The organism is Pseudomonas sp. B16(2017) (genome assembly GCF_002113205.1).
GTDB lineage: Bacteria > Pseudomonadota > Gammaproteobacteria > Pseudomonadales > Pseudomonadaceae > Aquipseudomonas > Aquipseudomonas pharyngis.
The window spans coordinates 34,443-61,081 of sequence record NZ_NEKA01000002.1; the positions used below are offsets into that span (position 1 = coordinate 34,443).

General features: G+C 62.6%; 23 protein-coding genes and 1 pseudogene. 10 read left to right on the top strand and 14 right to left on the bottom strand.

Going from position 1 to position 26,639, the window contains the following annotated elements:
- Positions 1–52 precede the first annotated feature (52 nt).
- Positions 53–949, bottom strand: coding sequence for a PA4780 family RIO1-like protein kinase (locus CAG25_RS02915; RefSeq protein WP_011332300.1), 897 nt, complete (start codon positions 947–949; stop codon positions 53–55).
- Between the two features lie 597 nt (positions 950–1,546).
- Here CAG25_RS02915 and CAG25_RS29005 point away from each other — a divergent pair.
- Positions 1,547–2,479 (top strand): annotated as a pseudogene (locus CAG25_RS29005) (cache domain-containing protein); the annotation flags it as partial.
- Between the two features lie 129 nt (positions 2,480–2,608).
- The gene (locus CAG25_RS29010; protein ID WP_371320909.1) at positions 2,609–3,337 is read left to right on the top strand and encodes a methyl-accepting chemotaxis protein; all 729 of its coding nucleotides are present in this window, start codon (positions 2,609–2,611) and stop codon (positions 3,335–3,337) included.
- 49 nt (positions 3,338–3,386) lie between these two features.
- On the opposite strand, the gene CAG25_RS02925 is transcribed toward CAG25_RS29010, so the two are convergent.
- A complete protein-coding gene (locus CAG25_RS02925) occupies positions 3,387–4,664 on the bottom strand; it encodes an acetyl-CoA C-acetyltransferase (protein WP_085643975.1) in 1,278 nt (425 codons plus the stop codon).
- A 177-nt stretch (positions 4,665–4,841) separates the two neighbouring features.
- On the opposite strand from CAG25_RS02925, the gene CAG25_RS02930 reads away from it, so the two are divergent.
- The 4 genes from CAG25_RS02930 (at position 4,842) to CAG25_RS02945 (ending at position 10,725) form a co-directional block, all read left to right on the top strand.
- Positions 4,842–6,194, top strand: coding sequence for a 3-oxoacyl-ACP reductase (locus CAG25_RS02930; protein ID WP_085610984.1), 1,353 nt, complete (start codon positions 4,842–4,844; stop codon positions 6,192–6,194).
- A 2-nt stretch (positions 6,195–6,196) separates the two neighbouring features.
- Positions 6,197–7,051 carry a MaoC/PaaZ C-terminal domain-containing protein gene (locus CAG25_RS02935; RefSeq protein ID WP_085610985.1) on the top strand — a complete coding sequence of 285 codons (855 nt, stop codon included), beginning with the start codon at positions 6,197–6,199 and terminating at the stop codon, positions 7,049–7,051.
- A 306-nt stretch (positions 7,052–7,357) separates the two neighbouring features.
- Positions 7,358–8,920: a collagen-like triple helix repeat-containing protein gene (locus tag CAG25_RS02940; protein WP_178076452.1), complete on the top strand. Its 1,563-nt coding sequence runs from the start codon at positions 7,358–7,360 to the stop codon at positions 8,918–8,920.
- 134 nt (positions 8,921–9,054) lie between these two features.
- Positions 9,055–10,725, top strand: a complete 1,671-nt coding sequence (locus CAG25_RS02945; RefSeq protein ID WP_085610986.1) for a ShlB/FhaC/HecB family hemolysin secretion/activation protein — start codon at positions 9,055–9,057, stop codon at positions 10,723–10,725.
- Positions 10,726–10,762: 37 nt separating this feature from the next.
- On the opposite strand, the gene CAG25_RS02950 is transcribed toward CAG25_RS02945, so the two are convergent.
- The 8 genes from CAG25_RS02950 to cpaB are packed head-to-tail and all read right to left on the bottom strand — an operon-like array spanning position 10,763 to position 18,232.
- Entirely contained in the window at positions 10,763–11,035 is a 273-nt protein-coding gene (locus CAG25_RS02950) for a DUF3613 domain-containing protein (RefSeq protein ID WP_039772498.1), read from the bottom strand.
- A gap of 16 nt (positions 11,036–11,051) precedes the next feature.
- Complete coding sequence (locus CAG25_RS02955; protein WP_064593262.1) at positions 11,052–11,771, bottom strand: tetratricopeptide repeat protein; 720 nt, start codon at positions 11,769–11,771, stop codon at positions 11,052–11,054.
- 34 nt (positions 11,772–11,805) lie between these two features.
- Positions 11,806–12,690, bottom strand: coding sequence for a type II secretion system F family protein (locus CAG25_RS02960; protein WP_085610987.1), 885 nt, complete (start codon positions 12,688–12,690; stop codon positions 11,806–11,808).
- A gap of 1 nt (position 12,691) precedes the next feature.
- Positions 12,692–13,576: a type II secretion system F family protein gene (locus CAG25_RS02965; protein ID WP_085610988.1), complete on the bottom strand. Its 885-nt coding sequence runs from the start codon at positions 13,574–13,576 to the stop codon at positions 12,692–12,694.
- Between the two features lie 18 nt (positions 13,577–13,594).
- Entirely contained in the window at positions 13,595–14,863 is a 1,269-nt protein-coding gene (locus CAG25_RS02970; protein WP_085610989.1) for a CpaF family protein, read from the bottom strand.
- A complete protein-coding gene (locus CAG25_RS02975) occupies positions 14,860–16,050 on the bottom strand; it encodes a pilus assembly protein (protein WP_085610990.1) in 1,191 nt (396 codons plus the stop codon). Before CAG25_RS02975 ends, CAG25_RS02970 begins: the two co-directional genes overlap by 4 nt.
- Positions 16,047–17,270, bottom strand: a complete 1,224-nt coding sequence (locus CAG25_RS02980; RefSeq protein WP_085610991.1) for a type II and III secretion system protein family protein — start codon at positions 17,268–17,270, stop codon at positions 16,047–16,049. Before CAG25_RS02980 ends, CAG25_RS02975 begins: the two co-directional genes overlap by 4 nt.
- A gap of 20 nt (positions 17,271–17,290) precedes the next feature.
- Positions 17,291–18,232, bottom strand: coding sequence for a Flp pilus assembly protein CpaB (gene cpaB, locus CAG25_RS02985; protein ID WP_085610992.1), 942 nt, complete (start codon positions 18,230–18,232; stop codon positions 17,291–17,293).
- Positions 18,233–18,572: 340 nt separating this feature from the next.
- Between cpaB and CAG25_RS02990 the strand changes: the two genes are divergently transcribed.
- Positions 18,573–18,779 carry a Flp family type IVb pilin gene (locus CAG25_RS02990; RefSeq protein WP_039772511.1) on the top strand — a complete coding sequence of 69 codons (207 nt, stop codon included), beginning with the start codon at positions 18,573–18,575 and terminating at the stop codon, positions 18,777–18,779.
- Between the two features lie 77 nt (positions 18,780–18,856).
- Positions 18,857–19,264, top strand: coding sequence for a response regulator (locus tag CAG25_RS02995; protein ID WP_007958451.1), 408 nt, complete (start codon positions 18,857–18,859; stop codon positions 19,262–19,264).
- Between the two features lie 22 nt (positions 19,265–19,286).
- Here CAG25_RS02995 and CAG25_RS03000 read toward each other — a convergent pair whose 3' ends face one another.
- Both CAG25_RS03000 and CAG25_RS03005 read right to left on the bottom strand, forming a co-directional pair.
- On the bottom strand, positions 19,287–20,063 hold the full coding sequence (locus tag CAG25_RS03000; RefSeq protein ID WP_085611236.1) for a response regulator transcription factor: 777 nt from the start codon (positions 20,061–20,063) through the stop codon (positions 19,287–19,289).
- 126 nt (positions 20,064–20,189) lie between these two features.
- Positions 20,190–20,660 (bottom strand): prepilin peptidase, encoded by a 471-nt coding sequence (locus tag CAG25_RS03005; RefSeq protein ID WP_085610993.1) that lies wholly within the window; start codon positions 20,658–20,660, stop codon positions 20,190–20,192.
- 75 nt (positions 20,661–20,735) lie between these two features.
- Between CAG25_RS03005 and CAG25_RS03010 the strand changes: the two genes are divergently transcribed.
- Complete coding sequence (locus tag CAG25_RS03010) at positions 20,736–21,182, top strand: TadE/TadG family type IV pilus assembly protein (RefSeq protein WP_064593254.1); 447 nt, start codon at positions 20,736–20,738, stop codon at positions 21,180–21,182.
- Entirely contained in the window at positions 21,179–23,926 is a 2,748-nt protein-coding gene (locus CAG25_RS03015; RefSeq protein WP_085610994.1) for an ATP-binding protein, read from the top strand. Before CAG25_RS03010 ends, CAG25_RS03015 begins: the two co-directional genes overlap by 4 nt.
- On the opposite strand, the gene CAG25_RS03020 is transcribed toward CAG25_RS03015, so the two are convergent.
- Together CAG25_RS03020 and CAG25_RS03025 are read right to left on the bottom strand one after the other, a co-directional pair.
- Complete coding sequence (locus CAG25_RS03020) at positions 23,923–25,920, bottom strand: pilus assembly protein TadG-related protein (protein ID WP_085610995.1); 1,998 nt, start codon at positions 25,918–25,920, stop codon at positions 23,923–23,925. The two genes, CAG25_RS03015 and CAG25_RS03020, sit on opposite strands and share 4 nt — an antisense overlap.
- Before the next feature lie 151 nt (positions 25,921–26,071).
- A complete protein-coding gene (locus CAG25_RS03025; protein WP_085610996.1) occupies positions 26,072–26,629 on the bottom strand; it encodes a DUF4136 domain-containing protein in 558 nt (185 codons plus the stop codon).
- Positions 26,630–26,639 lie beyond the last annotated feature (10 nt).

A 26,639-nucleotide genomic window follows, 5' to 3' on the forward strand; every position in this document is an offset into this window, starting at 1 on the left:
AATCCTTGAATGTGTAAAACCCGGCCGAAGCCGGGTTTTGTTTTTCAGATGCTCACTGCATCCACGGTGGCGGAGGCGGTTCGTCGGACTTGCCCTTGGGCTCGTCGTCCGCCGCGCGGATGGCTTGCTTGCGCTCCTCATCCAGACGTGCCGCTTCGATCTCGCGCAGCACCCCGCCGACATCGGCCAGGTCCTCGGGATCGTCGAACTCGCCGGTCAGCACGCTGGCCGGGTGCAACGTACCCGCTTCGTACAACGCCCACATTTCCTTGGCGTACTTGGTTTTCTTCAACTCTGGGGCGAATCGGCCGAAGTACGACGCCATGTTGCCGACGTCACGCTCGAGCATGCTGAACGCGTGGTTGTTGCCGGCGGCGTCCACCGCTTGCGGCAGGTCGATGATGACCGGCCCCGTCGGCGTCAGCAGCACGTTGAACTCCGAAAGGTCACCGTGCACCAGGCCGGTACACAACATCAGTACGATCTGCGAGATCAGGAACGCGTGATATTCGCGGGCCTGATCCGGCTCCAGCACCACGTCGTTCAGACGCGGCGCGGCATCCCCGTATTCATCGGCCACCAGTTCCATCAGCAGCACGCCTTCGAGGAAGTCGTACGGCTTGGGCACCCGCACCCCGGCGTTGGCCAGGCGGAACAGCGCCGCGACTTCGGCGTTCTGCCAGGCGTCTTCGGCTTCCTTGCGCCCGAACTTGGAACCCTTGGCCATCGCCCGGGCCTGTCGGCTGTTGCGAACCTTGCGGCCTTCCTGATACTCGGCCGCCTGGCGGAAACTGCGTTTGTTCGCCTCCTTGTAGACCTTTGCGCAACGTAACTGATTGCCGCAGCGCACCACATAAACAGCTGCTTCTTTGCCACTCATGAGTGGACGCAGCACTTCGTCGACCAGACCGTCCTCGATCAGGGGTTCAATGCGTTTTGGAGTCTTCATCAGCTTTTATTGTGGGTCCTTTATTACCAAACACGCGAATGTCATTCGTTATACGGCAATCCTCGCATCGCGGGGAGGGGTTGCCGACCTGTGAACTTGTGGATGCACACACTGTGCCGGATAAATCAGGTCAATTCGCCTCTTTATCGACCGCTTCGAATCATAGCCGAGGCCGGCGAATTTATAGGCGCCAGGACTTGAGGGCATTTGCGACAGAATCTGACATCCAACTGAACAGATCTCGTAAGAATTTTCTCCCAAGACCTCAATTTCCCCCTTCATCAGCCGAATTCCTCTGAGACAGAGGAACTTGTCCGACAATCGTTCCAAAAAAAACTTCGATGTCGCACCCAGGGAAACGGGTGAGAAATAGGTTTTTCGGCTGCCAATAACCGCGAGTCATCTGCACTGCGTGGGCCTACAAGAAAATCTGGAGCGCGGATGAACATCAAACAGAAGTTGACCTGGGCGTTTGCAATCATCGCCTGCTTGCCCGTGGTGCTGGTCGCCACGCTGGTGGTACTCAACCTGCGCAGCGATGCCCGGGACGATTTTGTCGACAGCAGCGGGCGCGAGATCCGTCAGGTCAGCAATGCCATGCAGCTGTTTTTCGACGGCATCAGCCAGAACGTCGATTACCTGGCGGCGCAGCCGCTGGTGCGGAACGCCGATGGCAGCGTTCGCAGCCGCATGAGCGCCAACGCCGCCGATACCTCCGATGGCGAGATCGACAAGCAACTGTTTGCACTGTTCGAGGGGCTGGCCAAATCCCACCCGGCCTACTCCTACGTCTCCTATGGATTGAACAGCGGCGGCTATGCCTTCTGGCCGGGCGATCCGAAGATGGCCAACTACGACCCGCGCACCCGCCCCTGGTACAAGACGGCCATGGCCAACCCGGGCAAGACCCTGCGCACCGAGGCCTATTACTGGGCCGGCGACGACGCGGTTCTGGTCAGCACCGTGCGCGCGGTCGCCAACCAGTTGGGCGCCCAGGGTGGCGTGGTCAACATTGACGTGTCGCTCAAGCAACTGACCGAGATCGTCAAACAGATCAAGCTCGGCGAAAGCGGTTATCTGATGCTGATGGAAAACACCGGCACGGTGCTGGTCGATCCGAAGCAACCGGAGCACAACTTCAAACGACTCGACAGCCTCGGCGACGGCTACGCGCAACTGGCCAAGGCCGGCAAAGGCCTGGTTGACATCGAGCTCAACGGCGAACGCTACATGGCCAATGTCTGGCCCTCGGAGCAACTGGGCTGGACCTTCATCGGCCTGATCAAACAGAACGACGTAATGAGTTCGGCCACTAAACTCACCTGGCTGATCGCAATCATCGCTGCGGTGCTGGCGGTGATCTTCGCGGTGGTCGGCGCCAGTTTCGCCAGCCTGATCGTGCGGCCGATCCGCAGCGTGGCCAGCGGTCTGGAAGGCATCGCCCAGGGCGAAGGCGACCTGACCAAGAGCCTCGATATCCGTGGCAGCGACGAAACCGCGCAACTGGCCAACTGGTTCAACCAGTTCCTCACCGCGATCCGCAGCCTGATTCAGCATATCGGTGGCGCGGCCGGAAAAATCCTCGCCACTTCGCAGAGCTCGACCCGGGTATCCGGCGACATGGCGGAAGCCGCCGGGCGCCAGCGCGAAGCGGTGGACATGGTCTCGACCGCGTTCCACGAAATGGTCGCCACCGCCAACGAAGTCGCCCGCTCGTGCAGCCAGGCGGCGGAGTCTGCCGACAGCGGCCAGCGCCAGGCCCGCGAAGGTCAGCAGCAGATCGATGCGGCGGTGCACAGCGTCGATCAACTGAGCCAGGAGCTGGAGCAATCGGCGCAGTCGATGCAACAACTGGAACGCGACAGCAACGACATCCAGTCGATCCTCGGCACCATCCGCTCCATCGCCGAACAGACCAACCTGCTGGCGCTCAACGCGGCCATCGAAGCGGCGCGGGCCGGTGAGCAGGGTCGTGGTTTTGCGGTGGTGGCCGATGAGGTTCGCGCACTGGCCAAACGCACGGCGGATTCGACGGCGGAAATCGACGGGCTGCTGGGCAACCTGGCCAAACGCACCAGCGCGGTGACTCAGCAGATGCGCGCCAGCCTCGATGTGTCTCAGCAATCGGTGGCACGCATCGGCGAAGCGCGAGAAAGCTTCGGTCAGATCCGTGAGTCGGTGGATGTGATTCGCGACATGAACACGCAGATCGCCACGGCCGCTGAAGAGCAGCATCAGGTGGCTGAGGACATCAATCGGCATATCAGCCAGATTCATGGTGATGCGCAGTTGGTGGCGGAGCTGGCGAATTCGGCGCGGCTGGATTCACAGAGTCTGGCGGGGTTGTCGAATGAGCTGGACGGGTTGGTGCGCAGGTTCCGTACCTGAGTAACCTTTGTAATCCCCTCTCCCTTGGGAGAGGGGGCTTCTTGTTCCTTCAGCGCTCGACGATGGCAGTCACCCCCTGCCCCCCCGCCGCACAAATCGAAATCAACCCCCGCCCCTGCCCCGCCGCATCCAGCAACTTCGCCAGATTCGCCACAATTCGCCCGCCCGTCGCGGCGAACGGATGCCCCGCCGCCAGCGAGCTGCCCTTGACGTTCAAGCGGCTGCGATCAATCGAGCCCAGCGGCGCGTCCAGCCCGAGCCGGGTCTTGCAGTAGTCCGGATCCTCCCAGGCCTTCAACGTGCACAACACTTGCGCGGCGAAGGCCTCGTGAATTTCGTAGTAGTCGAAGTCCTGCAAGGTCAGCCCATTGCGCGCCAGCAAGCGTGGCACGGCATAGACCGGCGCCATCAGCAGCCCTTCGGCGCCGTTGACGAAATCCACCGCCGCCGCTTCGCCGTCACGCAAGTAAGCGAGGATCGGCAAGCCGCGTTCCTTCGCCCACTCCTCGCTACCCAGCAGCACCACCGACGCGCCATCGGTCAGCGGCGTCGAGTTGCCGGCAGTCAGCGTGCCTTTGGCGCTTTTCTCGAAGGCCGGTTTCAGGGTCGCGAGTTTTTCCAGGGTCAGGTCCGGGCGCAGGTTGTTGTCGCGGGTCAGGCCGAGGAATGGGGTCATCAGGTCGTTGTGCCAGCCTTCGCTGTAGGAAGCCGCCAGTTTGTGGTGGCTTTCGAAGGCCAGTTGATCCTGTTCCTCGCGGGGGATGTTCCAGGTCTGCGCCATCAATTCGCAGTGCTCGCCCATCGACAGGCCGGTGCGCGGTTCGCCGTTGCGCGGGAAGTCGGGGATCAGGTGTTTCGGGCGTAATTGCAGAAAGGTCTTGAGCTTGTCGCCGGTGGTCTTGGCGCGGTTGGCTTGCAGAAGGATCTTGCGCAGGCCTTCGCTGACGCTGATCGGCGCATCCGACGTGGTGTCGACGCCGCCGGCAATGCCGCAATCGATCTGGCCGAGGGCGATCTTGTTCGCCACCAGCAGCGCCGCTTCCAGGCCAGTGCCGCAGGCCTGCTGAATGTCGTAGGCCGGGGTGGCCGGTGACAGGCGTGAGCCAAGCACGCATTCGCGGGTCAGGTTCATATCCCGTGACAATTTCAGCACCGCCCCTGCGACCACTTCGCCGATGCGCTGGCCGTGCAGGTTGTAGCGTTCGATCAGGCCTTCGAGAGCGGCGGTGAGCATCACCTGATTGCTGGCGGTGGCGTAGGGCCCGTTGGAACGGGCGAACGGAATGCGGTTGCCACCAATGATCGCGACGCGGCGCAGCTGACTCATGAAATGCTCCTTGTGAAATATCCGGTCTGAAAATCGAGCGCTGAAAACCCGGTCGGGCCACAAAAGCGCCGAGGGCAAACTACTCTGCTGTTCTAGCGTAGGCCTTATTGCGTGGATCGAACGATTGATTGCCCTTCGCAGTCCACACTTTGAACCCCATCTTCTGGAGAGCGTTCCATGTCTGACCGCTATATCGACTTCGCCAACTCGTCCATCGGCCACCGTCTGGTCGGAGCCCTGGGCCTGCCGTCGCCGGTGCGGCTGGAACGATGGCAGGCGGGGCGCCTGCGGCCAGTGGACGGTGCGCTGCTGATCGGCGGTGGTCCGCTGGCCGAGCAGGTCAGCGCCTTTGCCAACCGGTTGACCGATGCCATTTATCGCTACGGCGATCAGCCGGCCAGCGCCACCCAATGGATTCCCGGCCATGGCCCGAAACTCAAGGCCGTGGTGTTCGACGCCAGCGATTTGCAGCACACCGACCAGCTGAAGCAGCTGCGTGAGTTCTTCCAGCCGTTGATGAAAAACCTCGACAGCAGCGCGCATCTGGTGATCCTCGGCCGCGCCCCGGAAACCCTGCGTGAACCGTTTGCCGCCAGCGCACAGCGAGCCCTTGAAGGCTTCTCTCGCTCGCTGGCCAAGGAGCTGCGCAGCGGCGGCACGCTGCAATTGATCTACGTGGGCGAAGGCGCCGAGGATCAGCTCGAAGGGCCGCTGCGGTTTTTCCTTTCGCCGAAAAGTGCATTCGTCTCCGGGCAGGTGATCCGGCTGACAGCCTGCGCCACCCAGGTCACCGACTGGACGCGCCCGTTGGCCGGACGTAAGGCACTGGTCACCGGTGCGGCGCGCGGCATCGGCGCCTCCATCGCCGAAACTTTGGCCCGTGACGGCGCCGAGGTGATCCTGCTCGACGTGCCGCCCGCGAAAACCGATCTGGAAGCCCTGGCCGCGCGCCTCGGCGGGCGCGCCATCACCCTCGACATCTGCGCCGAAGATGCTGCCGCGCAACTGATCGAACAGCTGCCGGACGGCCTCGACATTCTGGTGCACAACGCCGGCATCACCCGTGACAAGACCCTGGCCAACATGACGCCGGAATTCTGGGACGCGGTGTTGGCGGTCAACCTCAACGCACCGCAAGTGCTGACCAAAGCCCTGCTCGACAGCGGCACGTTGCGCGATAACGCCCGGGTCATTCTGCTGGCCTCGATCAGCGGCATCGCCGGCAATCGCGGGCAGACCAACTACGCGGCAAGCAAGGCCGGGCTGATCGGACTGGCCCAGGCCTGGGCGCCGACCCTGCTGGAACGCGGCATCAGCATCAATGCCGTGGCGCCGGGATTCATCGAGACCCAGATGACTGCGCACATTCCGTTCGGCCTGCGTGAAGCCGGGCGGCGCATGAGTTCGCTGGGCCAGGGCGGCCTGCCGCAAGACGTCGCCGAAGCCGTGGCCTGGCTGGCCCAACCGGGCACCGGCGCGTTCACCGGACAAGCGCTGCGGGTGTGCGGCCAAAGCGTTCTGGGAGCCTGACCATGACCATCGAATGGCATACGCTGCACCACGAGCCGAGCCTGCCGGGGCTGTATGCCCGGGCGGCGACCCGACGCAAAATCACCGGCACCACCCTGCCCGCCAGCGGCCTGCGCTGCGCCGTCGAGGTCGATGGCAAACGTCTGGCGGCCTATCGCAAGGTCTGCGGTTTCGCCGATGACGGCCTGCTGCCGCCGACCTATCCGCATATCCTGGCGTTCGCCCTGCAGATGCAATTGCTGACGGCCAAAGACTTTCCGTTCCCGCTGCTGGGGCTGATTCATCTGCGCAACCGCATCCGCGTATTGCGGCCAATGGGCGGGATCAGTCGCGCGCAAGTCAGTGTCCGGGTGCATAACCTGCAACCGCATCCAAAGGGCGCGACCTTCGATCTGCTGACCACCCTCGACGATCAACTCGGCCCGTTGTGGGAAGCCGAAAGCCAAATGCTCTGTCGCGGCGTGAAGCTTGAAGGCGAACCGGTCGAACAGGCCTGGGAGCCGGCGCTGCCGCTGATGCAAGTGGCGCAATGGAAGGCGCCGGCGGACATCGGCCGGCAGTACGCGAAAGTCTCCGGCGACTACAACCCGATCCACCTGAGCGCCGCCAGTGCCAAGCTGTTCGGTTTCCCCACAGCCATCGCCCACGGGTTATGGAACAAGGCCCGCACGCTGGCAGCTCTGGCAGATCATCTGCCCAAGGCCAACCTTGAGGTCACCGTGCATTTTCGCAAACCGGTGCGCCTGCCGAGCGAGGTGAGCCTGTTCGCCAGCGCTGCCGGCTCCAGCGGTGAGTTGCGCCTGATTGGCGCCGGGGATCTGGAGCACATGGTGGGCAACTGGCAGCCGGTAGCCTGACATCGAGGCCGGGAAAACCTGCTCAATTGTGTATATATCACTTAAGTTTTCCCGCGCCGCACAAACATCCCTCGCCGAAACCCAGCCTTGATTTTCAAGGCTTTTTTTTGCGCGCCTATATCCTCGGTATTAGTCGTTAGGCGGCACTCGCATCCCCCTGCATAAAGGCGTTAATACCAACTTGAGAATGGCGTGGATCCGCCCTTGCGACTGATATGAGCACAACGGACGAAGGCACTGCCGGCAACAGAATCGGCGGGCCATCGAAAACAACAAACGTTGTGACAGGTGCAAGGAATAACGCTCATGAAAACTCAGATGAAAGCTCAGGCGGCATGGTGCAAATCGGCAACGGCACTGGCCCTCATTCTCTCCCTCGGTCTGGCCGGTTGCAGCAGTGGCGGCGGCGGTCATCACAGCAGTTCCGGCAGTTCTTCCCCCGACAGCTCGACTGCGGGTACTGGCGGCACCGGTGGCACGGGTGGAACCGGAGACACCGCGGGCACTGGCGGCACTGGCGGTACCGGTGGCACTGGCGGAACGGGAGGGACAACGGATCCGACCAATCCGACCAATCCCTCCAATCCCACCAATCCGACGGACCCGACGAACCCGACCAATCCCACGACGCCTTCGCTGGTGACGACCACCCTGGTGCAGGACGTCGGTAATACCGTCAGCGGCGTCGGCGATGGCGTCGGCCAGGTCGGTGACTCCCTGAGCGGCGTGCCTGTCGTTGGCGGCGTGGTGCAAAGCGCCGCCAAAACCGCCGGCAACGTAGTGACCACGCTGGGTGACGGCGTAGCCAACGGCATCGGCAAACTGGCAACCACCGACAATGGTCTGGGCGTCACCGCTTCGGCGGTCGGCGGCGTGGTGCAGGATGTGGGCAACGGCGTGTCCGACCTGAGCGGCAAACTGGCCACTGCCACGGGCAGCGTTCCCGTGGTCGGCGGTGTGGTAACCAAGGTCGCCCCAGTGCTAAACGGGGTCGGCGAAAAGGTCACCATGCTCGGCGACACCCTCAGCACCGCCACCACCACCGGCCCGCTCGGCTCGGTGACCAAAGAAGTCGGCAGCAAACTGGTGCCGGTGATTGCCATGGTCGAAAGCACCACGGACAAACTCGGTACGGCTACAGGACTGGGCGCGCCGTTGAACGGTTTGGTCCAGAAGGTCGGCAGCACGGTTGACGGCGTGGGTGACAAGGTCACTGTCGCCGGCAACGGCAACGCCCTGACCAACACCGTCGGCGGCGCCCTGAGCAATGTCGGCACCGCGGTCGGCAAGGCCGGTGGGCTGGTGGACAACGGCACCGGTTCGGGAACAGGCGTCGGTGGCGGTCTGGGCAGCAATGGCTTGCTGCAAACCGTCGGCGGCGCCGTGGTCAACGTCGGCGCCGGCTTGAGCAGCGGCAATGGCACTCTCGCCGCACCCGGTGGCGTGCTGGCGGCGGCCGGCAAAACCGTGGCCTCGCTCAACACCGTGCTCGGCGGTTCGGGCTCGCCGATCACCAGCCCGACCACTCCCCTGGCAACCCTGGGCAACAACGTGGGTGCCGGACTTGCGCCAGTCACCACGGCGGTCACCAGCCTGACCCAGAACGTCGGCGCCGCCACCGGGCTCGGCACTCCGGTCGCCGGTCTCACCGGTCAGGTCGGCGGTGCCGTCGGCAATCTCGGCAACACGATTGCCAGCACCAACAGCAACCCTGTAGTGACGGCGGTCGGCAACACCGTCACCACGGTGGGCAATACGGTCACTGCGGTCGGCGGACTGGTCAACGGTGGCACCGCCACCGGGACTGGCGGCGGACTGGGTGGCGCCCTCGGCGGTCTTACCGGCGCCCTGGGCGGCAACAAACGCTGAATTGCACCTGGCCGATTCGACGGCCGAACCTACAGCGCCTACGCTTGGTTGAGGGCGGAAGATTCCCACGAGTCTTCCGCTTTTTTCTTAGGAGAAAACCCGCCCGGTGCTGGGGTTTGAACATGGAGTGTCCTATGCGCGTTATGGCATCCCTGCTGTTTCTCGGTCTCAGTTGCACAACCCTCGCCGACACCCTGCCCAGCTTTCTCAACAGCAACGAAACCATTCGCAACCTGCCGGTGCCGAACCTGCCCGCCGACGCCTACCGGCCGAACGCCGCGCCGCTGCAAGTGCCGGAGCCCGGCGCCACCGCCGCGCAGCCGTTGTTGATGGGCACGAAGATCAACCTCAGGACCGTGCAGATCGAAGGCGGCACGCTCTACCCGCTGAACGAACTGGCCGAAATCTACAAGCCCCTGATCGGTCGCGAGAGCAGCCTTGCCGACCTGATCGAAGCCACCCGCAACATCACCCGTCGCTACCAGCAGGACGGTTATCTGCTGTCCTACGCCTTCCTGCCACAACAGAACTTCGACGACGGCGTGGCGCGCGTCGTGCTGGTGGAAGGCTACGTGCGGGACGTGCAGATCGCGGGCGACGTCGGGCGGGTCAAAGCCCTGCTCGAGCGACTGGCGGCCAAGCTTCAGGCTGAGCGCCCTCTCACACGCAAGACGTTCGAGCGCTACACCACACTGATGACCCGCATTCCCGGCGTGACGATCCAGGCCCAGGTGCCGCCACCCGGCACCACCGACGGTGCAACGACGCTGGTGGCCCAGGCCAGCCGCAAACCGTTCACCAGCACCCTGAGCACCACCGAAGACAACCGCAACGGCACTCAGGCCCTGCTCGGTATCAGCAGCAATTCACAAACCTCGATGGGCGAACAGCTGAGCCTCAGCGGCCTGTTTCCACCGGGGGATGATCACGAGCGTTACTACCGGCTGGACTACAACCAGTTCGTCAACGACGAAGGTGCGCAACTGAGCCTGTCGGCCTCACGCTACCGGGCCGATCCCGGCACCAACGTAGTGCTGAACAACGGTCTGGAACTCAAGCCGCATCGCGAAAACGACCGTTACTCGCTCGGCTTCAGCCTGCCGCTGATTGCCGCCTCGGATGAACTGCTGACCGCCGGATCGCGCCTGTACGCCGTCAACGACAAGACCCGCTACAACGTGATCGGCTACCCGCTGAGCGTCGAAGAACGCACCGACATCCGCGCCCTCGCCTTCGAAAGCGACTGGCGCAAGGCCGATGCCCGGCAACTGCGCATTCTAAGCGGCGGCGTGTACCAGGGCTTCGACAGCCTGGGCGCGCACACGAACAACAGCGCCATCGACCTCGATTTTTTCCGGGTGCGTCTGTCGGGGGTGCAGAGCGACAAGTTCTTTGATAACTGGCAAGGCGTACTGTCAGCCGCGTTGTACTGGAGCGACGACACCCTGCCCGACAGCGAGCGCGCGGTGTTCGGCGGGCAGAATTTCGGCCGTGGTTATCCCGATGATCAGGCGTCCGGCGACAAGGGCTGGGGTGTGGCTTACGAAATCAACTACAGCTTCAACCGCGACGGCAACTGGGTGCGCATCCTGCAACCGTACTTCGTGCTCGACCGCTCGCGCAGCTGGTTCAATGAATTGCCGGTGCAGGCCAACAACCTGTCATCGGCGGCGGTCGGCCTGAGATTTGGCGATGCGAAGTACTACAACATCGCCCTGGAAGCCGCCAAGGCGATGTCGGATGAAGCGCTGGACACCTTCAATCGCCGGCCGCGTTACAGCATCAGTTTCAGTTATCAGCTATAGACCGCCGTCGCAGGCAACGCCGGTTGCCTGCGACGAGCTAGTTATTCGTCTCGATCTTGCCCCCGGCATCCGGGTCGTAGAAATCGGGGATTTCATATTTGTACTTCTTCAACCAGCGCTGCATCGCCAGCTCACGCTCGGTGGCCGTGGCCGCCTGCGGATCGGGGGACGCGGCCTTGTTGCGGCTTTGCAGCAACAGCCAGCCTTCGGTTTCCTGCTGCTGTGCCGATGCCGGGCCGGCGTCGATGGCCAGTGCGCCGAGCGGCAGACTCAACAGGCTCAGGCAACACAGGGTCTTGAACGTGTTCATGGCATCTCCTTGAGGCTCACTTGATCGCCGGTTGCGCATCAATCGCCACCGCGACCTGATTGCCAGCGACGGGTCTGGCTCTGACCGGCGACTTGAGTTTCTCCGCACGCGCCTGGGCATCGCTGAACTGCTCCGGGGTCAGGTGCGCGCGGCTGACCACTTCGGCGGCTTGCTGCCAGTTGTTCTGGTAGAGCAGCAGGGTCACCAGATTCAGCGTCGCCAACTGATTGTTCTGCTTCAGCTCGATGGCGGTCAGGAACTCGAAACGAGCGTCCTCGAGCCGCAGCTGATTGAGGTACACCACGCCCAGATCATTGCGGATGTTTTCATTGGTCGGCGCCAGCCGCGCCGCCCGTTGCAGGTGGGCCTGCGCCTGGCCGTTGTCACCACGGGCGGCGTACAACTGGCCCAGGCCATGTTCGGCGTCGGCGTTCAGGCATGTGCCCAGCAGACTGCGATACAACGGCTCCGCTTCACTGCGACCCAGCAGGCGATAGACCTTGGCCTTGCGCAGCCGCACCTCGACGAGGTTGTCGGGCAGACCCTGCAGATTGGCCAGGCTGGCGTGCAGCTTGCCGTCGTTGACCAGATCATCGGCGAGGTTCAGCGACAGCTCCTGTTCGGAGCTCAACTTGCTGCAGCTGGCCGGCGCCAGCATCGTCGTCCACGGTGCCTGACCGTCGGTTGCGCAACCGCCGAGCAGCAACAGGCTAGCCATGACCATCAGTGCTTTCATCAATCGCTCTCCATCGCCATTGTCATTGTCATTGTCAGGACGCAAACGCCCGGGTGATTGCGGTAAAACCGGGGCCCGCCAAAACGATCAGCAAGGCCGGAAAAAGCAGCAGCATCATGACCACCGACATCTTCGCCGACATCTTCGAGATGTATTCCTGCAAGCGTGTCAGGCGTCGGTCATCCAGCAGTTGCTTGAGCGTCAGCAACGACTTCATCGCGCCGCCGCCCTGTTGAATCAGTTGTTGCAGGATCACGCAGGTGTCGGTGAACTCATCCACCGCCAGCATCGCGGCCGCCTTGTTCAACTCTTGTCCGAGTTCCAGGCCCGAGTCGACACGGGCCAGGATCAGACGCAGTTCGCCGGTCAGTTCCGGCAGCAGTTTTTGCCCCTCGCTGCTGAGTACACGCAGGGCCTGCTCGACGGCCATGCCGGACTCGAACAGGATTCGCAGCAGGGGAATAAACGTCGACACTTCCACCGCAATGATTTTCTGCCGACGGGCAGCGGCATACGCCAGCAGGCGTTTGGGCAGCAGATAGCCGACGCCGGTGGCGATCATCGGCACCAGCCAGCCGTTGGGTGCGAGGGGGAAAAACACCTCTTTCAGAAACACGCCCAGCCCCAGCGTCAGCAGCGGCGTGCCGATCTGGCAGGCGGCAAACAGCGAGCGCTCGCTGGCCCGGCGCCAGCCGAGCCGGCTGAGCAGGGTCTGGGTTTCACTGTCGATGCTCACCGAGCGCTGGCCGAACCGGCTGCTGCCCAGTGCCCGCAGCCAGTTGGCGAAACGGTTCTCGCGCACCAGGTGGCCCTGCAGACGCTGGTTGACCTGACGCACCCGGCGCCGCTCGGTCAGCAGGTGATTGCCGACCAGCAACAGCGCCCCGAGCAACAGCATGAGACTGGCGAGCATCAGCATGTCAGACACTCCTCAACATGCGCCACAGCGCCAGGCAACCGGAGACCTGCAACACCACCGCTATAATCAGCATGTTCCGACCGCCGGAATCGTTCCACATGCCGAGCATGTAGCCGGGATTGGTCAGCATGAAGTAACTGACCAGGATCACCGGCAGCGATCCGAGTACCCACGCGGTCATCCGCGTTTCGCCGGTCAGCGCGCGCAGTTGCCGGGCACCCTGGTCACGTTCGCGAATCAGTTTGATCAGGTTCTCCAGCAACTCGCTGGCGTTGCCGCCGTAGCGATGGTTGACCTTCAGGCCCAGGGCGAACATGCGCAGTTCGTCCTGCTCGTAGAGCTCGGCGAAATCGCTGACCGCGTCCGGGAGGTTCACCCCCAGCTGCACGTTGCGTTGCACCCGGCCCATCGCGGCTTTCAGCGGGTCCTCACTGGCTTCGATACCGCCCATCACTGCATCGCTCAGGGTCCGGCCGGACTTGAGGCTGCGCACGGTGTGGTCGAGCAACTGCGGTAACTGTTCGATCATCCGATTGAGCCGGCGTCGATACAGCCAGGCGATGTACAAGCGCAAAATCAGCGGCGGCGCCAGTATCAGCACCAGCAGACCGATCCAGTCGGCCAGCAGATAACCCAGCATCATGCCCACGACCCACAACGACAGCCAAAGCCCGAATCGCTCGCTCGGCCGGCCAAGGCCTGCCCGCAGGAACATCCGCTCCAGACCGGTCCACGAGTTTTTTTCGGCCGTTGCTTGCGGTTGTCCGACGGCGAGGCGAGAGAGCACCCGTTCGTTGGCAGTCTTGCGCACGCCCTGCAGGAACAGGCGAATCGACAACCCCAGCAGCAACAGGCAAAGGACAATCAGGATCACCGGTCCGATCATGACGAAGGCTCCATGCGTTCAGCCCAGACTCGACTCGCGCCGCAACTTGTCGCCGGCCGGGTTGACCGCTTCGCGCAGGAAGCCGAAACCGCTGCGTCGATCCAGACGGAACAGAGTATTGGTCACGTAGACGTCTTCGCGCACGCCGACCACTTCCACCACTTCACTGACACAGCGGCGGCCGTCAGGCATGCGGGTCAACTGAATGATCACGTCGAGCGCCGCACAGATCATCTGCCGCAGGGTGCGTTCGGCCACCGTGCGGCCGGTCAGGCCGACCAGGGTTTCCAGGCGCAGCAACGCATCCTGGGCATTGTTGGCGTGGACCGTGCTCATCGAACCGTCGTGACCGGTGTTCATCGCTGTCAGCACGTCGAGCACTTCAACGCCACGGATCTCGCCGAGAATGATCCGGTCCGGGCGCATCCGCAGGGCGTTGCGAATCAGGTCGCTGGCTTTCACTTCGCCATGGCCCTCGGCATTCGGCGGCCGGGTTTCCAGACGCACCACGTGAGGGTGGCCGAGTTGCAGTTCGGCGACGTCTTCGATGGTCACCAGTCGTTCGTGGGGGTTGATCAATTGGCTGAGAATGTTCAGCAGCGTGGTCTTGCCGGTGCCCGTGCCGCCGCTGATCAGGATGTTGCAGCGCTTGCCCACGGCCTCCTGGAAACACTCGAAAATCGGCAGGTCGATGGTCTGCATCGCAATCAGGTCGCTGCTCTTGAGCATGTCCTTGCGGAATTTTCGAATCGACAGGCACGGGCCGTCGAGGGCGATCGGCGGGATGATCGCGTTGACGCGGCTGCCGTCGGGCAGGCGCGCATCGACCATCGGCGAAGACTCGTCCAGCCGCCGACCGAGCGGCGCAAGAATGCGCTGCATGACCCGTTCGACGTGGTGCGCATCGATAAAGCGCAGGTCACTCTGATGCAGTACCCCGTCACGCTCGACGAACACCCGATGCGGGCCGTTGACCAGGATTTCGGTGACGGCGGTGTCGCGCAGCAAGACTTCCAGCGGACCGAAGCCGGTCAGCTCATCGACGATTTCTTCCCCCAGCCGCTCCATCTCGTAACGGGAAATCGCCAGGTGCAGACGGGCGATGTATTCGGCGACCTTGTCGGTCACAAATTGCGCCAGCAACTGCCGCGAGCCTTCCAGCAGGTTTTTCCCGGACTCCTCGATGGCATCGATGATGTAGCGATGCAGCACCAGTTTCAGGCCTTCGTGGTCGGTGTTGCCGGACTGGCCCCGCGCCGGTGCACCGAAAAGCTTTTCCGGGCTCATGAGGTGCCTCGCAGCCGGTCGAACCAGGTGACCTTGGGTTTGGCCAGACCTTCGGAGCGCTTGGCCAGCCGTTCGCCGAGTACCCGCAGGCTCTGGGTGAGTTTTTCCCTGGGCGCCAGTTCAAACAGGCTGACGCCCTGGTTCTTGGCGTTCATGCGCAGCTCCGGACTCAAAGTCAGCACCGCGATCACTTCCAGGTTGAAGGTCTTGCCGAGGGTGTCCGCATCTGGCGCGACGTTGCTCAGATAGCGGTCGACCAGCAGCCGCCCGTGATCGAGCTTCATGCCTTTTTCCCGCCACAGATTGAACACCGCCAGATTGCGCCGGCAATCGAGCACGCTCTGGTCGGTGTACCAGATCAGCTTGTCGCAATGGCTGACAAAGGTCCGCAGGGCTTCGCTGTCAGGCTGGCCGGTGAGGTTCACGACGATGTGCTGGAAGTGCTGGCGCAAGGCGCTGAGCAACATGAACAGCTCGGCGGCGCTGGTGCTTTCCAGTGGTGCGTCATTGTCGGCGTAGGCCAGAATCCGCATCCCCGCTTCGGCGCTGGTGAAGGCACTGTCGATGAGCGTGGCGTCGAGCCTGCGCAGGTGGCGCAAGGCATCGCCGAAGTGGAACGAACTCTCCAGCCCCAGCAACGCCAGGCTATCGCCACGGGGTAGCCCGAGATCCAGCAGCAGCGTCTGCTGCCCGCTCTTTTGCACCACCAGTGCCATATGGTTGGCCAGCAGTGCGCCGTCGGAACTGCTCTGTACGCCGTACAACACCGTCAGGCCGCCCAGTTGCGCGTTGTGGGTCACCGGCGGCAGGCGTTTGCTCAAGCGGCGCACCAGCCCGGCCACTTCGCTGGAGCGCGAACCGTAGGCGACGAAATCCCGGGCCCCGGCGCGCATCGCATTGAGTACAAGCTGGTTGTCCATGCCGTCGCCAAGCGCAACGATCGCCAGCATCGGCTTGGCCTCCAGCGCGCCTTCGATCAGCGCGCTCTGGGCCACCACGTGTTCCCGGTCGAGGCCGACGAACACCAGGCTGGCGAAGGTGACGTCCACCAGCGCGAGCAATTCGTCGAGGCTGCCGCCACCGGCACTGACCACCTGGCCCAACGGCGCAAGCGCGCTTTGCAGCCACTCCAGATCGGTGTTGTTGCGGGTGATGGCGAGGAAGGTCTGACTCAGGCTCTGGCTCATTGGGACAACCCGCTGCGCTTGTCGAAGTTACCGTTTTCCAGGAAAAACATGCGGTAGAAATTCGGGTCGTAGTTACGCAGTTTTTCACCCGGCAACGACGGCAGTTGCGCCTCCGCCGAGAGCGGGCGCACCAGGTGCGGGGTGACGATCATCAGCAGCTCACGCTCTTCGCGCTTGATCTGCGAGCTTTTGAAAAAGGCCCCGAGCACCGGGATATCGCCCAGCCCCGGAAACTTGTCGACCTGTGAACTGTTGCTGGTGCTGATCAACCCGCTGATGACAAAACTCTCGCCATCGGCGAGGGAAATGCTGGTGTCGGTGCGGCGGATGGTCAGGGCCGGCACGGTGGTGCCGGCGATGTTCACCGCGTTGCTGAAATCCAGTTCGCTGACTTCCGGCGCCACTTTCAAGGCGATGCGATCGTGGCTGATGATGGTGGGCGTCAGGGTCAGGCGGATGCCGAATTCCTTGTATTCGATCGACACGTTGTCGCTGCCGGAGCTGGGCACCGGAATCGGAATCTGCCCGCCCGCGAGGAAGCTTGCGCTTTGCCCGTTGAGGGCCACCAGACTTGGCCGCGCCAGGGTGTAGGCGAAGCCGCTGCCCTCGAGGGCATTGATGATCGCCATGGTCTTGCCGCCGATCCACGAGAAGTTGAACAGCGAGTTGTCCACCGGCAATCGCGGTTGCGGGACACCGTCGATGGGCGGCAACGTGCCGGGGGAACCGAACAGGAAATTGCCGCGGGTGCCGATCAGCGAAGCGGAGGCCTGTTTGAGTTTGGTGCGGCTGACTTCGACAAAACGAATGTCGGTCTGTACCTGCGAGGGCAACAGCGCATCATCCGACGGCAGCGCACCGGTGTTGGTGAGGGCCGAGGTAGCGGCGCCCTTGACGAACACCATGCTCTGGCGCGGCTCGCTGGAGCAGCCGGTCCAGACCATCAGACTGGTAGCGCCCGGCGCCACGGCGGTGAGCAGAAACGACGAATTGCCATTGGCATGCACATCGGCGATTTTCGGATCGCCGATGGCCAGGCGTGTGATCGCCACCGGTGATTGCATGTCCTGCTGCCAGCCTTCGTTGATTTCGATCACCGGCGGCAAGCGCCCGAGGGCCGCGCAGTTGCCGGTGGCCGCCTGCGCGGCATTGATTGACAGTCCCATCAGCAGCAAGGCCCGGAGCACGGGATTGAAGGTCGGCCAGGAACGACTCTGCATGCACTTGGATCCTTGCTCAGTCATGGGTTTTGTGGGTTGGTCTGATTGCCGCGAATCACTTCCACCGCGGGCCGTATCGCACCGCTGTGGTCGCTGCCGGGCGCGGTTTTCGGCGCGGTCCCCAGCGCCAACTGAGTGAACTGGAAGAGTTGGCTGTTGGCGGCCACCAGTTTGTCCGGCGCCTGACGTTCGCCGGCCCAATACCTGGCCAGGCGCTGTTCTTCACTGCTGCGCACGGCCAGGCGCAACGTCCCGACCTGGGTGGCGAGCATCATTCGACTCAACAATTGCTCAGGCACCGCCAGCACCACGGTGCGCGCGGTGAGCCGGCGCTGGTCCTGTTTGATCTTGTCGTCGGCACTCATTGCAGGAGCGGACGGTTGACCGTCGTTGGTCAGGCCGTATTGTTCGCCGACGCCGAGCACACGCATGGCCGGTACCACAATCTGCGCCGACTGCTGCGGGTTGCTGGCGTCCTGGCGCAGGAACAACAGCACGTCGACGTAATCCCCGGGGATCAACTGCCCGGCCGCGCCGATCACCTCATCAACTGACACGGCCAGCGCGCGCTCGTCACTGTGGATCATGCGCGCCAGTGTGCCGCCGGCCTCGAAGCTTTCTTCGTTGAGCCAGGTGCCGGCGCTCAGGTGACGCCACGGTGTGCGGCCCACGGCCTGTTCGAGGGTACCGATACTGCCGGCGGGGGCGCTGAGCAGTTTTTCAACGGCCATATCGGCGGCAGTCAGGGGGGTGAAGGGCGGGACGTCACGCACCAGGACCACGACCGGCTGGCGGGTCTGGTCTTCGGCGGCTGCGACGGTTTTTTCGACGGTGACCACCGCCGGCGCGGGAGCCTCGGCAACCGGAGCGGGCTGCCGGCTGAGCACCAGGCCCCAATATCCGACAACGATGGCCCCCAGTAAAAGCACCGTTGCAAGGCCCATGGTCACACGACTGTTCATGACGGCTCTCCCTTTCCTGCTGCACTACCAGCCCGCACTTCCTACCAAGGGACATCGCAATCAGGCAGCTATGAACATCCAACTATTTCGCTATTTCCACGCTAGCTGAAACAAGACAAAACGCCATTACTGACAGACAAATAACCCACGAAAGTATGGGTGTTGGCCCAATCAGCAGTCGGAATTCCGGGCGTGACGAAGCGACTAATCCTTTATGACTAATCCGTTCTTACAGTTGTTGGGTGGGGCTTTGTTGACAATGCTCAAATGGCACGGCGAACGCTTTGCCGCTGCTGTGACATCGGCGCCAGGTGCGCAAAGGAGTGGGCATATGTTTCGAATGATCGTTGATTATTTAATGGCCAGAGCTTTGCTGCTCTACAAACATGAGGACGGGGCTTCGGCAATTGAATACGCCATCGTCGTGGCCATGGTCGCCGTGGTGGTGGTCGTTTTCGTCACTCCGCTGGGTGATCGTATGCTGGCGATCTTCAACAACGTTCTGGTGTCACTGGGCGGCACGACGCAAACCCGGCCAACGCCATAATCCACAGCACGGTTGCGCCAGCACCTTGCTGATGTCGGGCTACACTCGATCTACCATTCAGCTTTCAGGTACTGCACATGAACGTGTCTTCTTCCCCACGCCAACAGTTGCTTCTGGTTGACGACGAAGAGGACGCGTTGCTGGAGCTGGCGGAGTTGCTGGAAGGCGAAGGCTTCGTCTGTCATACCGCCACCTCGGTCAAACTCGCCCTGCATCACCTGACCCGCCATCCCGATATCGCTCTGGTAATCACCGATCTGCGCATGCCGGAGGAAAGCGGCATGTCGCTGATCAAGCGTCTGCGCGAACACACCTCGCGCCAGCATCTGCCGGTGATCGTGACGTCGGGGCATGCAGACATGGAGGACGTGAGCGACATGCTGCGGTTGCAGGTGCTGGACCTGTTCCGCAAGCCGATCTATCACGTGCGGCTGCTGGAAACCCTGGACAATCTTTTTCCCAAGCCGAAAGTGAATGCCGGGTAAATGGGTTACCCGGCAGTCTGTCTCAGTGTGCGGTTACCCGCTGGCGCAAACCGGAATTGCCCGGCGATAGCGCCAGCGCCAACTGCGTGCGGTTGTGCATGTGGGTCAGGCGTAGCACCTGAGAAACGTAAAGCTTCACCGTGTTTTCGGTGATGCCCAGCTCACAGGCAATCTGATAGTTGGTCTGCCCCTTGCCCACCAGGCGCGCCACGTCCAGTTGCCGTGGCGACAGCTGATTGAAGATCGCCGGGATTTCCAGCTCACCGGCCTCACGGTGCGCCTCATCACTGACGGGCGCCGGCGCGCGACGCACCTTGTCCAGATCCTGATAAAGATCATCGATGGACGACGACAGGTCCTGAAGTTTTTGATTCAGATGGCCCAGTTGCAGGGTTTTCTGCCGCTCCTGCAGCACCGCTTCCTGGCGTTGCAGGCCTTCAAGCAGTTCATCCAGATTGACCGGTTTCTGGTAGTAGTCGGCAATCCCGGCGCGCAAGGCCTTGATCACGTCCTGCTTGTCAGCGCGGCCGGTGAGCATGATGGCTTCGAACGCCCGGTGTTTGCCGGCCAGCCGTTGCAGTTCCTGCACCAGTTGAATGCCGTCCATGTCCGGCATGTGCAGATCGCACAGCACCAGGCCGATCGCGGTGTCGTCCGAAAAACGCTCGATCGCCTCTTTGCTGGACTCGCACGGCACACAGCGGTAGCCGCTGCTCTCGAGAAATTCACAGAGTTCTTCGACGATCAGAGGCTGATCATCGACAACGATGACTTTTACCGCAGATGTAAGCTTGTTCACGTGCCACTCCATGCCCGGGCCAAAAACTGACCATTCCTGTACTGTCAGCCGCTGGCTGTATAACTCGTTACTTTGAAGGTAGACCCACTTTCCGACTATGTACATAAGACTAGTGGCGCTTGGCGACTAATGGATCCAAGGTAGTGCAAGCACAAATCCGATCAGGACGAACGGCGCAAATGGCAGCTTTTTTGACACGGATGGCGCCATATACCTAAGTCGGTGCCTAAGCCCTTGACTCATATGCAGCCAGACTCTTGGCGCAAGCAGCATCCAGATCAGGCTCGCCGCACCGGCGCCGATAAAAATCCCGAGCAGCGAGACGCCGTCCGTCGCAAGACCAAGAGCTGTCATTAGTTTCACATCACCGGCGCCCATTCGGCCCATGAAATACCCGGGCAACGTGAATGCCAGGGCCACGACACAGGCCCAGCCTCCCTGCCCGGCTTCGGCGCCCATCCAGGTGGTACCGAAAGACAGCAGATAGACCAGCGCGAGAGTCCCGACACCCAGGGTCAAAACGTTGGCAATTCGTCGTTGCCGGGCATCCTGAGCCGCGCACGCTGTCAACCAGATCAGAAGGACAAGGCTTTGCATCCGGTAAAAACCGTCCGTTTTTGCTGAATGATTCTATGCTGATACTACGCAGTGACTGTCAGGGTAGACGCACGGATGAAAACCGGCTCTCGGAAGGCGCAAAAAGGCGCGGTGGCGATTGAGTTCGCCTTGGTGTTCGTGATCTTTTTCGCGGTGTTTTATGGCCTCGTCAGCTACAGCTTGCCGTTCGTGCTGATGCAGACGTTCAACCAGGTCACCGCCGAAGCCATCCGCCGCGCCGTGGCGGTCGATCCCGCGGTTCCCAACTATGCAAGCGTGCTGGTCAGCACCGCCAATGCCGCGTTGACCCAGCAATTGTCGGTGCTGCCGTCGTCGCTGAACGTGGTGGTCGGCACGGACACGACAACGGTCTACGACCCGGCCCAGGGCACGCTCACCGTCAGCGTCAATTACCCGGTGAGCAAGCTCAATCGGGTCATCCCCTTTCTGGTGTTGCCGGGCGTCGGCGCTGTCCCCAGCCTGCCCGCCAACCTGACCGCCATTTCGAGCCTGAAATTTTGACTCCGGGTGACAACCTGCTCGGCCGCCTGCTCAAGCGAAGTATGGTCGCCAGCGATTTGCCGGACGTACTCGGGACCCCGCTGACGGGCCTGCACATCCACCTCGACAACGACGGCGGCGTGTTGCAAATGGCCGGCCCGCTGCGCCTGCTGCTGGCGCAACAGACGCCCCGCGACAAACCGGTGCCGTTGCACGACTACCTGCTGGCGCACTGCACGCTGGCGATCGAGGGCCGCCCGCAAGACTGGCAAGGCCAACTGCTGGACCTGGATTTTCCCGGTCTGGGCGACCAAACCTTGCACCTGCGCGGCTGGGTCCAGCCGCTGAGCGATGGCTGGCTGCTACAGTTGATCGACATTGCCGACCTGTTGTCCGAACGCCAGCAAGCGCATCAGCGCGAGGCGTGCCACATGCTCGCCGAGCAGATCAGCAAACAGGTGCGCAGCTGCAGCCTGGGACGGTTGCCGATGCTCGTCAGCGAACAATTGCAGGTGATCGCCCAGCGCTGGCAGATCCCGTGCCTGGCACTCGCCCTGCTCGATGAACAGGAACAGGGCTGGCAAATCCATCAGCAGTTCCACGCCCATGACGCCCCGGCGCTGTGGCATGACGGCCAGCGTCTGGGCACGCCACTCGACAGCCTCAATGGCACCGGCCCACAGCGCCTGGGTGAGCATTACGGCCAGTACGAACACTCAAGGGTCCAGGGGCTGTTCGGCAATGCCGAAGGTTTTGCCGTGCCCTACAGCGATGATCGGGGCGTGATGGCGTGGCTGCTCTGCGGTTTTTACGCGGTGGACAAGACCGCGCCGTATCTGGCCGATCGCGACTGGCTGATGCTGGCAGGCGCCCTGGCCGGGCCCCTTCTCGGTCGCTTGCGCGAGCAGCAGCATCAACTGCAACTGGAACGGCTGGAGTCGTTGCAGACAATGCTTGGCACAGGCTGGTGGGAAATCAGCCATAGCGAGCAGATTCAACTGGCCCCGACGCTGGCCGCCATCCTGCAACAGGACAGCTCGACGCTGACGCTCGAGGCCTGGCTGAGCCTGATCCATCCCGCCGATCGCGAAGAAGTCCGCAGCCGCCTGCAAGCCCTGCAGATGCAAGGGGAAATCCTCGACCTGTGCGTGCGCCTGCATCCTCGGGATGCCGACCAGACGCAGGCGTGGTATCGCCTTCAGGGGCAGGTCACCGGCACCGGCGAGCACCGGCGGCTGGTGGGTTTCATGCTCGACATCAGCGACATCAAGAACCAGCAGCAACTGGCCGCTGCGGCCCATGCGCGGCTGGACAACCTGATCGCCAGTTCACCAGCGGTGATTTACGTCCAGCACTACGTCGAAGGCGCCTTGCTGCCGGCGTTTTTCAGCGCCAGCCTGCAACCGCTACTGGGCTGGAGCCTGGAGGACTGTGACGCCAGTGCGCTGGCAGAGCGGGTTCATCCTGAAGACCGCGCCCTGTATTTCGAGCGAACCCGGCAACTGCTGCGCGAAGGTTCGGTGCGCGCCCGCTATCGCATGCGCGACAGTCGCGGCGGTTACCACTGGCTGCTCGACGAAGCCCGGCTGTTGCGCAACGACCTCGGCCTGCCGGTGGAAGCTGTCGGCTTGTGGCTGGACGTCACCGAAGCAACGCTGGCCGCCGAGCAGGTCAGACAGAGTGAGGAACGCTATCGGATTCTGGTGGAGGACTCGCCGGCGATGATTTGCCGCTATCGCCCGGATCTGATCCTGACGTTCGGCAACCGCCCGCTGGCGACCTATCTGGAATGCGCCCCCGAAGCCCTGGCCGGGGTCGATCTGGGCAGCTGGATGTCCGACGTTCAGCGCGCGGCCTTCGTTGAGCGCCTGGCGCAGTTGACCCCGCAATCTCCCGTCAGCACCGCCGAAATCAACCTGCAATTACCGGGGCGCGAACATGCGTGGTGGGTGTGGTCGGATCGCGGCGTGTTCGATGAACACGGAAAGCTGATCGAAGTACAGGCGGTGGGCCGTGACAACACCGAAGTGCGCCGCTCACAACAGCAACTCACGCAAAGCGCAAAAATGGCCACCCTCGGCGAAATGGCCACCGGCCTGGCCCACGAAATCAATCAGCCGCTGAACGTGATGCGCATGGCCATCGTCAACGTACGGAAGCGCCTGAGCAACGGCGATGCGCAGATCGATTACCTGACCGACAAACTCAATCGCATCGATGCGCAGGTGCAGCGCGCCGCGAAAGTGGTGGACCACATGCGGGTATTCGGTCGCCGCTCCGAGATCGAGCAGCAGCTGTTCAACCCGGCCAGCGCCATCGAAGGCACGCTGTCGCTGCTGGCCGAAGGCATGCGCGGCAAAGGCGTGGATCTGCGCATCAGTGAAACCGCATTCGAGGTTCAGGTGCGCGGGTACGTCGATCAGCTTGAACAGGTGTTGATCAACCTGATGGTCAACGCCCGGGATGCGCTGCTGGGCAAACGCGAGTCCGATTCAGCATTCAAACCGTGGATTTCGATCTACGCCGAACGCGACGAGCAGCACGTGCGACTGTGGGTCGAAGACAACGGCGGCGGTATCGACCCGCGTTTGCTGGAGCGGATTTTCGAACCGTTCTTCACCACCAAACCGATAGGTGTCGGCACCGGCCTGGGGTTGTCGGTGAGTTACGGGATCATCGAGAACATGGGCGGCCACCTCAGTGTGCGCAACTCGGCGGACGGTGCACGGTTCTGCATCGAGCTGCCGATCGCCGCCGACGACTAGATCACCAGATAGGCCTTGCCGGTCTGGCCACAGGTCATGTTGGCGCCTACGTCGACGTCCATCAGATTGATGCCCAGCCCCTTGAGCAAATTGTTCAGCAGCGGATCCAGCAGCGGACTCACCACGCTGGTAATCACCGGTTGCAGAGTCGTCGTGACATCACTGATCAGACTGGCAACGCCGGTGACAATCGCGCCCAGCGGGTTGCTGCCCTGGGGTTTGTAGACGATCAGATTGATCCCGGCGAGGGTGCTTGCCAGGCTGTTGACGATGTTGGTTGAGGGCGCGGCAGCAATCACGCTTGGCGGCAGTTTCAGGTTGGGCGGTGTGGCGAACGGATTACCGCTGGAAAACACCAGGTTCTGGGTGTTCTGCGCCACGCTGGTGTTGACCATGATCGCGATACCGCCGGCGCCGTATGGCACGTGAGTGCTCGGGTCACAGCTGCCGATCCCCAGAATCTTGTGGCAGGTCACCGTGCCCAGATCCACCAGCGGCAACGGTGTGACGGTGGGTTGGGCGGCAGAAGAGAAGGCGTTGGTCGGGTCGATCTTGCCCAGTTTGAGATCGGCAATCGAGGTGATGGTTCGGGCCGTCAGGCTTTTGGTGCCGGCATTGCCGGTCGGACAACTGTAATCGGTGACATAACTGACAGCACCACCGGCGTCCAGGCTGATGTCGATCTGCGGCGAGGGCAACAGCTTCGGGTCCAGTTGCTCACAACCGGCACCGAGCAGGCAGCCGGCCGAATTCAATGTGGCGACCAGATTAAGGCTCAACAGTGCATTGAGGGTCGGTGTCAGCGTGCCAACCAGTCCGAGTACCGCATTGGCCAACCCGGTCACCCCGGACAACACCGGCAGATTCACCGAAAGCAGCGTGCGTATCTGCGCGGTGCGCACATAGATCCGGTTCGGCCCGGTGGGATTGGCCCTGGCCAGCGCCGGATCGCCGATCGCGGAAAACTGCGGCGGCTCGATGACTTTGACCCGCACCGTGACATTCGCCAGTCCCAGCACGCTGATCGGCAGGGTCGCGGCCACCGCACTTTTGCTGTTGGCCAGTTGAATCACGCCCTGGACCAGTTGCAGCAACTGCAGATTGGCATCCAGCCCGGCGGCCGTGGTGCCGGTCTGCAATTGCAGGATGTCGCCGAGCTTGACCGGGGCGGCATTGATCGCCGCCACTTGCAGTTGGCCCAGCGCGGTAATCACTTCAGCAGTGGCGCCGTTGAGCTGGACCGCCGTAATCGCGGCCTGGATCAGTTGCGTCACTGTGGCCTGGGTATTGAGCAACTGGCTGTAATTGCCGGCGGCCACGTTGAGGTTGATCGCCAGTTGATTCAGGTAGCCAAGCAGGTTGATGTCAGTGTTGAGCAGGCTTTCCCAGCCCAGGGCCGTCAGGTTGACGTTACCGCCCAGCAGCCCGGAAAACAGTGGATTGAGGATGTTCGATTGCGCGGTGCTGATGCTGGCCAGGTTGCTGCGGATGTTCAATTGAGCGACGGTCGGCTTGGGTTTGGCCGCCACCGCCGAAGCGTATAGCACGGTGTTGAGACTGACGGGTGTGCCACTGAACAACGCCTGCACCCCGCCGGCAAAACTGGTGGTGACGGTACGGTTGGCCGCGACCTTGACCGCCTCTGATTGCGTGGCGTCCACCGTAAAAGTGCGCAGGCCGGTGGCGGCTGTCGCCAACTTTCCGCAATCGATCACAAGAACGTTGGTGGCATTGGCGACAAACCCGTTGCGTGTCGCGCTTTGCCCCGCGTAACTGGCCGCGGTGAGGCCCGGCAGGCAGTTGCCGCCTCGGCTGACGGCTTCGAGGGCGGCGGTGTCCACCAGGCGCTGCAGTTTGCGTTGCTCCATGTACAGGCGACCGGTGTCCACGACCAGCAACATCAACACCAGCGCCAGGCTGAGGGTGGCGGCCGCCATCAGGCCGATGGCTCCCCGCTGCCGGGCTGGCCCGCCGCACTGCGAATGACGCGACATGGCGCACTCCTTTGCCGGCGCACGGCCGGGCGCAACCTCCATGGATGGGTAAGAGTGTAGACACGCGCAGGCAACACTGCTGGCAACGCGCCATTTTCACCCGCCCATAAAAAACGGGAGCCATCTGGCTCCCGTACTTTTTTCAACAGACTCAACGCGGCGGATAGTTGGACAGGATCCGCGCCACGGTTTCGCGGATGGCATTGCTGCGATCCGCCGGGTTCGGCGTGCGGCTGAGCATTTGCTCGTCGCTGCCGCGCCACACCAGTTTGCCGTCCTTGCCGTCGAGCAGATCGACCTGAATGGTCGCCACCTTGTAGGTGATGTTGCGGGTTTCGTTGTACATCGGCGCGCCCCAGTAACCGTTCCACGGGCCACCCCAACCGCCGCCGTAGTTGGTGGTCACCTGTTGCTGACGGTCCTCGACGATCAGGTAGGTCTGCACAAACAGATCGCCTCGGGCGCCCGAGGCGGCCGGGCGCAAGCCACGCTGATCCAGTTGATCGGCAACGGCCTGACGGATGCGCTGCTCGGTCAGGTCGCTCTTGATCCGTGGATCATCGGGGCGGTATTGCAGGGCGGGGTCTTTCCAGCTCCAGCTGCGATACGCGGCGAAGTCGCGGCTGGCGTCAAAATCATGATTGACCTGGTTCGAGGCGCAGGCACTGAGCAGCGCGATAACGACCAGTAAAGCAAGACGGCGGAACATGGTTTTTCTC

What these genes read in the sequence shown, in the direction of transcription:
- CAG25_RS02915 (WP_011332300.1), bottom strand. Translation starts at nt 949, where the DNA reads ATGAAGACTCCAAAACGCATTGAACCCCTGATCGAGGACGGTCTGGTC.
- CAG25_RS03005 (WP_085610993.1), bottom strand. Translation starts at nt 20,660, where the DNA reads ATGCAAAGCCTTGTCCTTCTGATCTGGTTGACAGCGTGCGCGGCTCAG.
- CAG25_RS03025 (WP_085610996.1), bottom strand. Translation starts at nt 26,629, where the DNA reads ATGTTCCGCCGTCTTGCTTTACTGGTCGTTATCGCGCTGCTCAGTGCC.
- CAG25_RS02930 (WP_085610984.1), top strand. Translation starts at nt 4,842, where the DNA reads ATGTCTGACCGCTATATCGACTTCGCCAACTCGTCCATCGGCCACCGT.
- CAG25_RS03010 (WP_064593254.1), top strand. Translation starts at nt 20,736, where the DNA reads ATGAAAACCGGCTCTCGGAAGGCGCAAAAAGGCGCGGTGGCGATTGAG.
- CAG25_RS02925 (WP_085643975.1), bottom strand. Translation starts at nt 4,664, where the DNA reads ATGAGTCAGCTGCGCCGCGTCGCGATCATTGGTGGCAACCGCATTCCG.
- CAG25_RS02945 (WP_085610986.1), top strand. Translation starts at nt 9,055, where the DNA reads ATGCGCGTTATGGCATCCCTGCTGTTTCTCGGTCTCAGTTGCACAACC.
- CAG25_RS02950 (WP_039772498.1), bottom strand. Translation starts at nt 11,035, where the DNA reads ATGAACACGTTCAAGACCCTGTGTTGCCTGAGCCTGTTGAGTCTGCCG.
- CAG25_RS02935 (WP_085610985.1), top strand. Translation starts at nt 6,197, where the DNA reads ATGACCATCGAATGGCATACGCTGCACCACGAGCCGAGCCTGCCGGGG.
- CAG25_RS29010 (WP_371320909.1), top strand. Translation starts at nt 2,609, where the DNA reads ATGGTCTCGACCGCGTTCCACGAAATGGTCGCCACCGCCAACGAAGTC.
- CAG25_RS02960 (WP_085610987.1), bottom strand. Translation starts at nt 12,690, where the DNA reads ATGCTGATGCTCGCCAGTCTCATGCTGTTGCTCGGGGCGCTGTTGCTG.
- cpaB (WP_085610992.1), bottom strand. Translation starts at nt 18,232, where the DNA reads ATGAACAGTCGTGTGACCATGGGCCTTGCAACGGTGCTTTTACTGGGG.
- CAG25_RS03020 (WP_085610995.1), bottom strand. Translation starts at nt 25,920, where the DNA reads ATGTCGCGTCATTCGCAGTGCGGCGGGCCAGCCCGGCAGCGGGGAGCC.
- CAG25_RS02970 (WP_085610989.1), bottom strand. Translation starts at nt 14,863, where the DNA reads ATGAGCCCGGAAAAGCTTTTCGGTGCACCGGCGCGGGGCCAGTCCGGC.
- CAG25_RS02940 (WP_178076452.1), top strand. Translation starts at nt 7,358, where the DNA reads ATGAAAACTCAGATGAAAGCTCAGGCGGCATGGTGCAAATCGGCAACG.
- CAG25_RS02975 (WP_085610990.1), bottom strand. Translation starts at nt 16,050, where the DNA reads ATGAGCCAGAGCCTGAGTCAGACCTTCCTCGCCATCACCCGCAACAAC.
- CAG25_RS02980 (WP_085610991.1), bottom strand. Translation starts at nt 17,270, where the DNA reads ATGCAGAGTCGTTCCTGGCCGACCTTCAATCCCGTGCTCCGGGCCTTG.
- CAG25_RS02990 (WP_039772511.1), top strand. Translation starts at nt 18,573, where the DNA reads ATGATCGTTGATTATTTAATGGCCAGAGCTTTGCTGCTCTACAAACAT.
- CAG25_RS02995 (WP_007958451.1), top strand. Translation starts at nt 18,857, where the DNA reads ATGAACGTGTCTTCTTCCCCACGCCAACAGTTGCTTCTGGTTGACGAC.
- CAG25_RS02965 (WP_085610988.1), bottom strand. Translation starts at nt 13,576, where the DNA reads ATGATCGGACCGGTGATCCTGATTGTCCTTTGCCTGTTGCTGCTGGGG.
- CAG25_RS02955 (WP_064593262.1), bottom strand. Translation starts at nt 11,771, where the DNA reads ATGAAAGCACTGATGGTCATGGCTAGCCTGTTGCTGCTCGGCGGTTGC.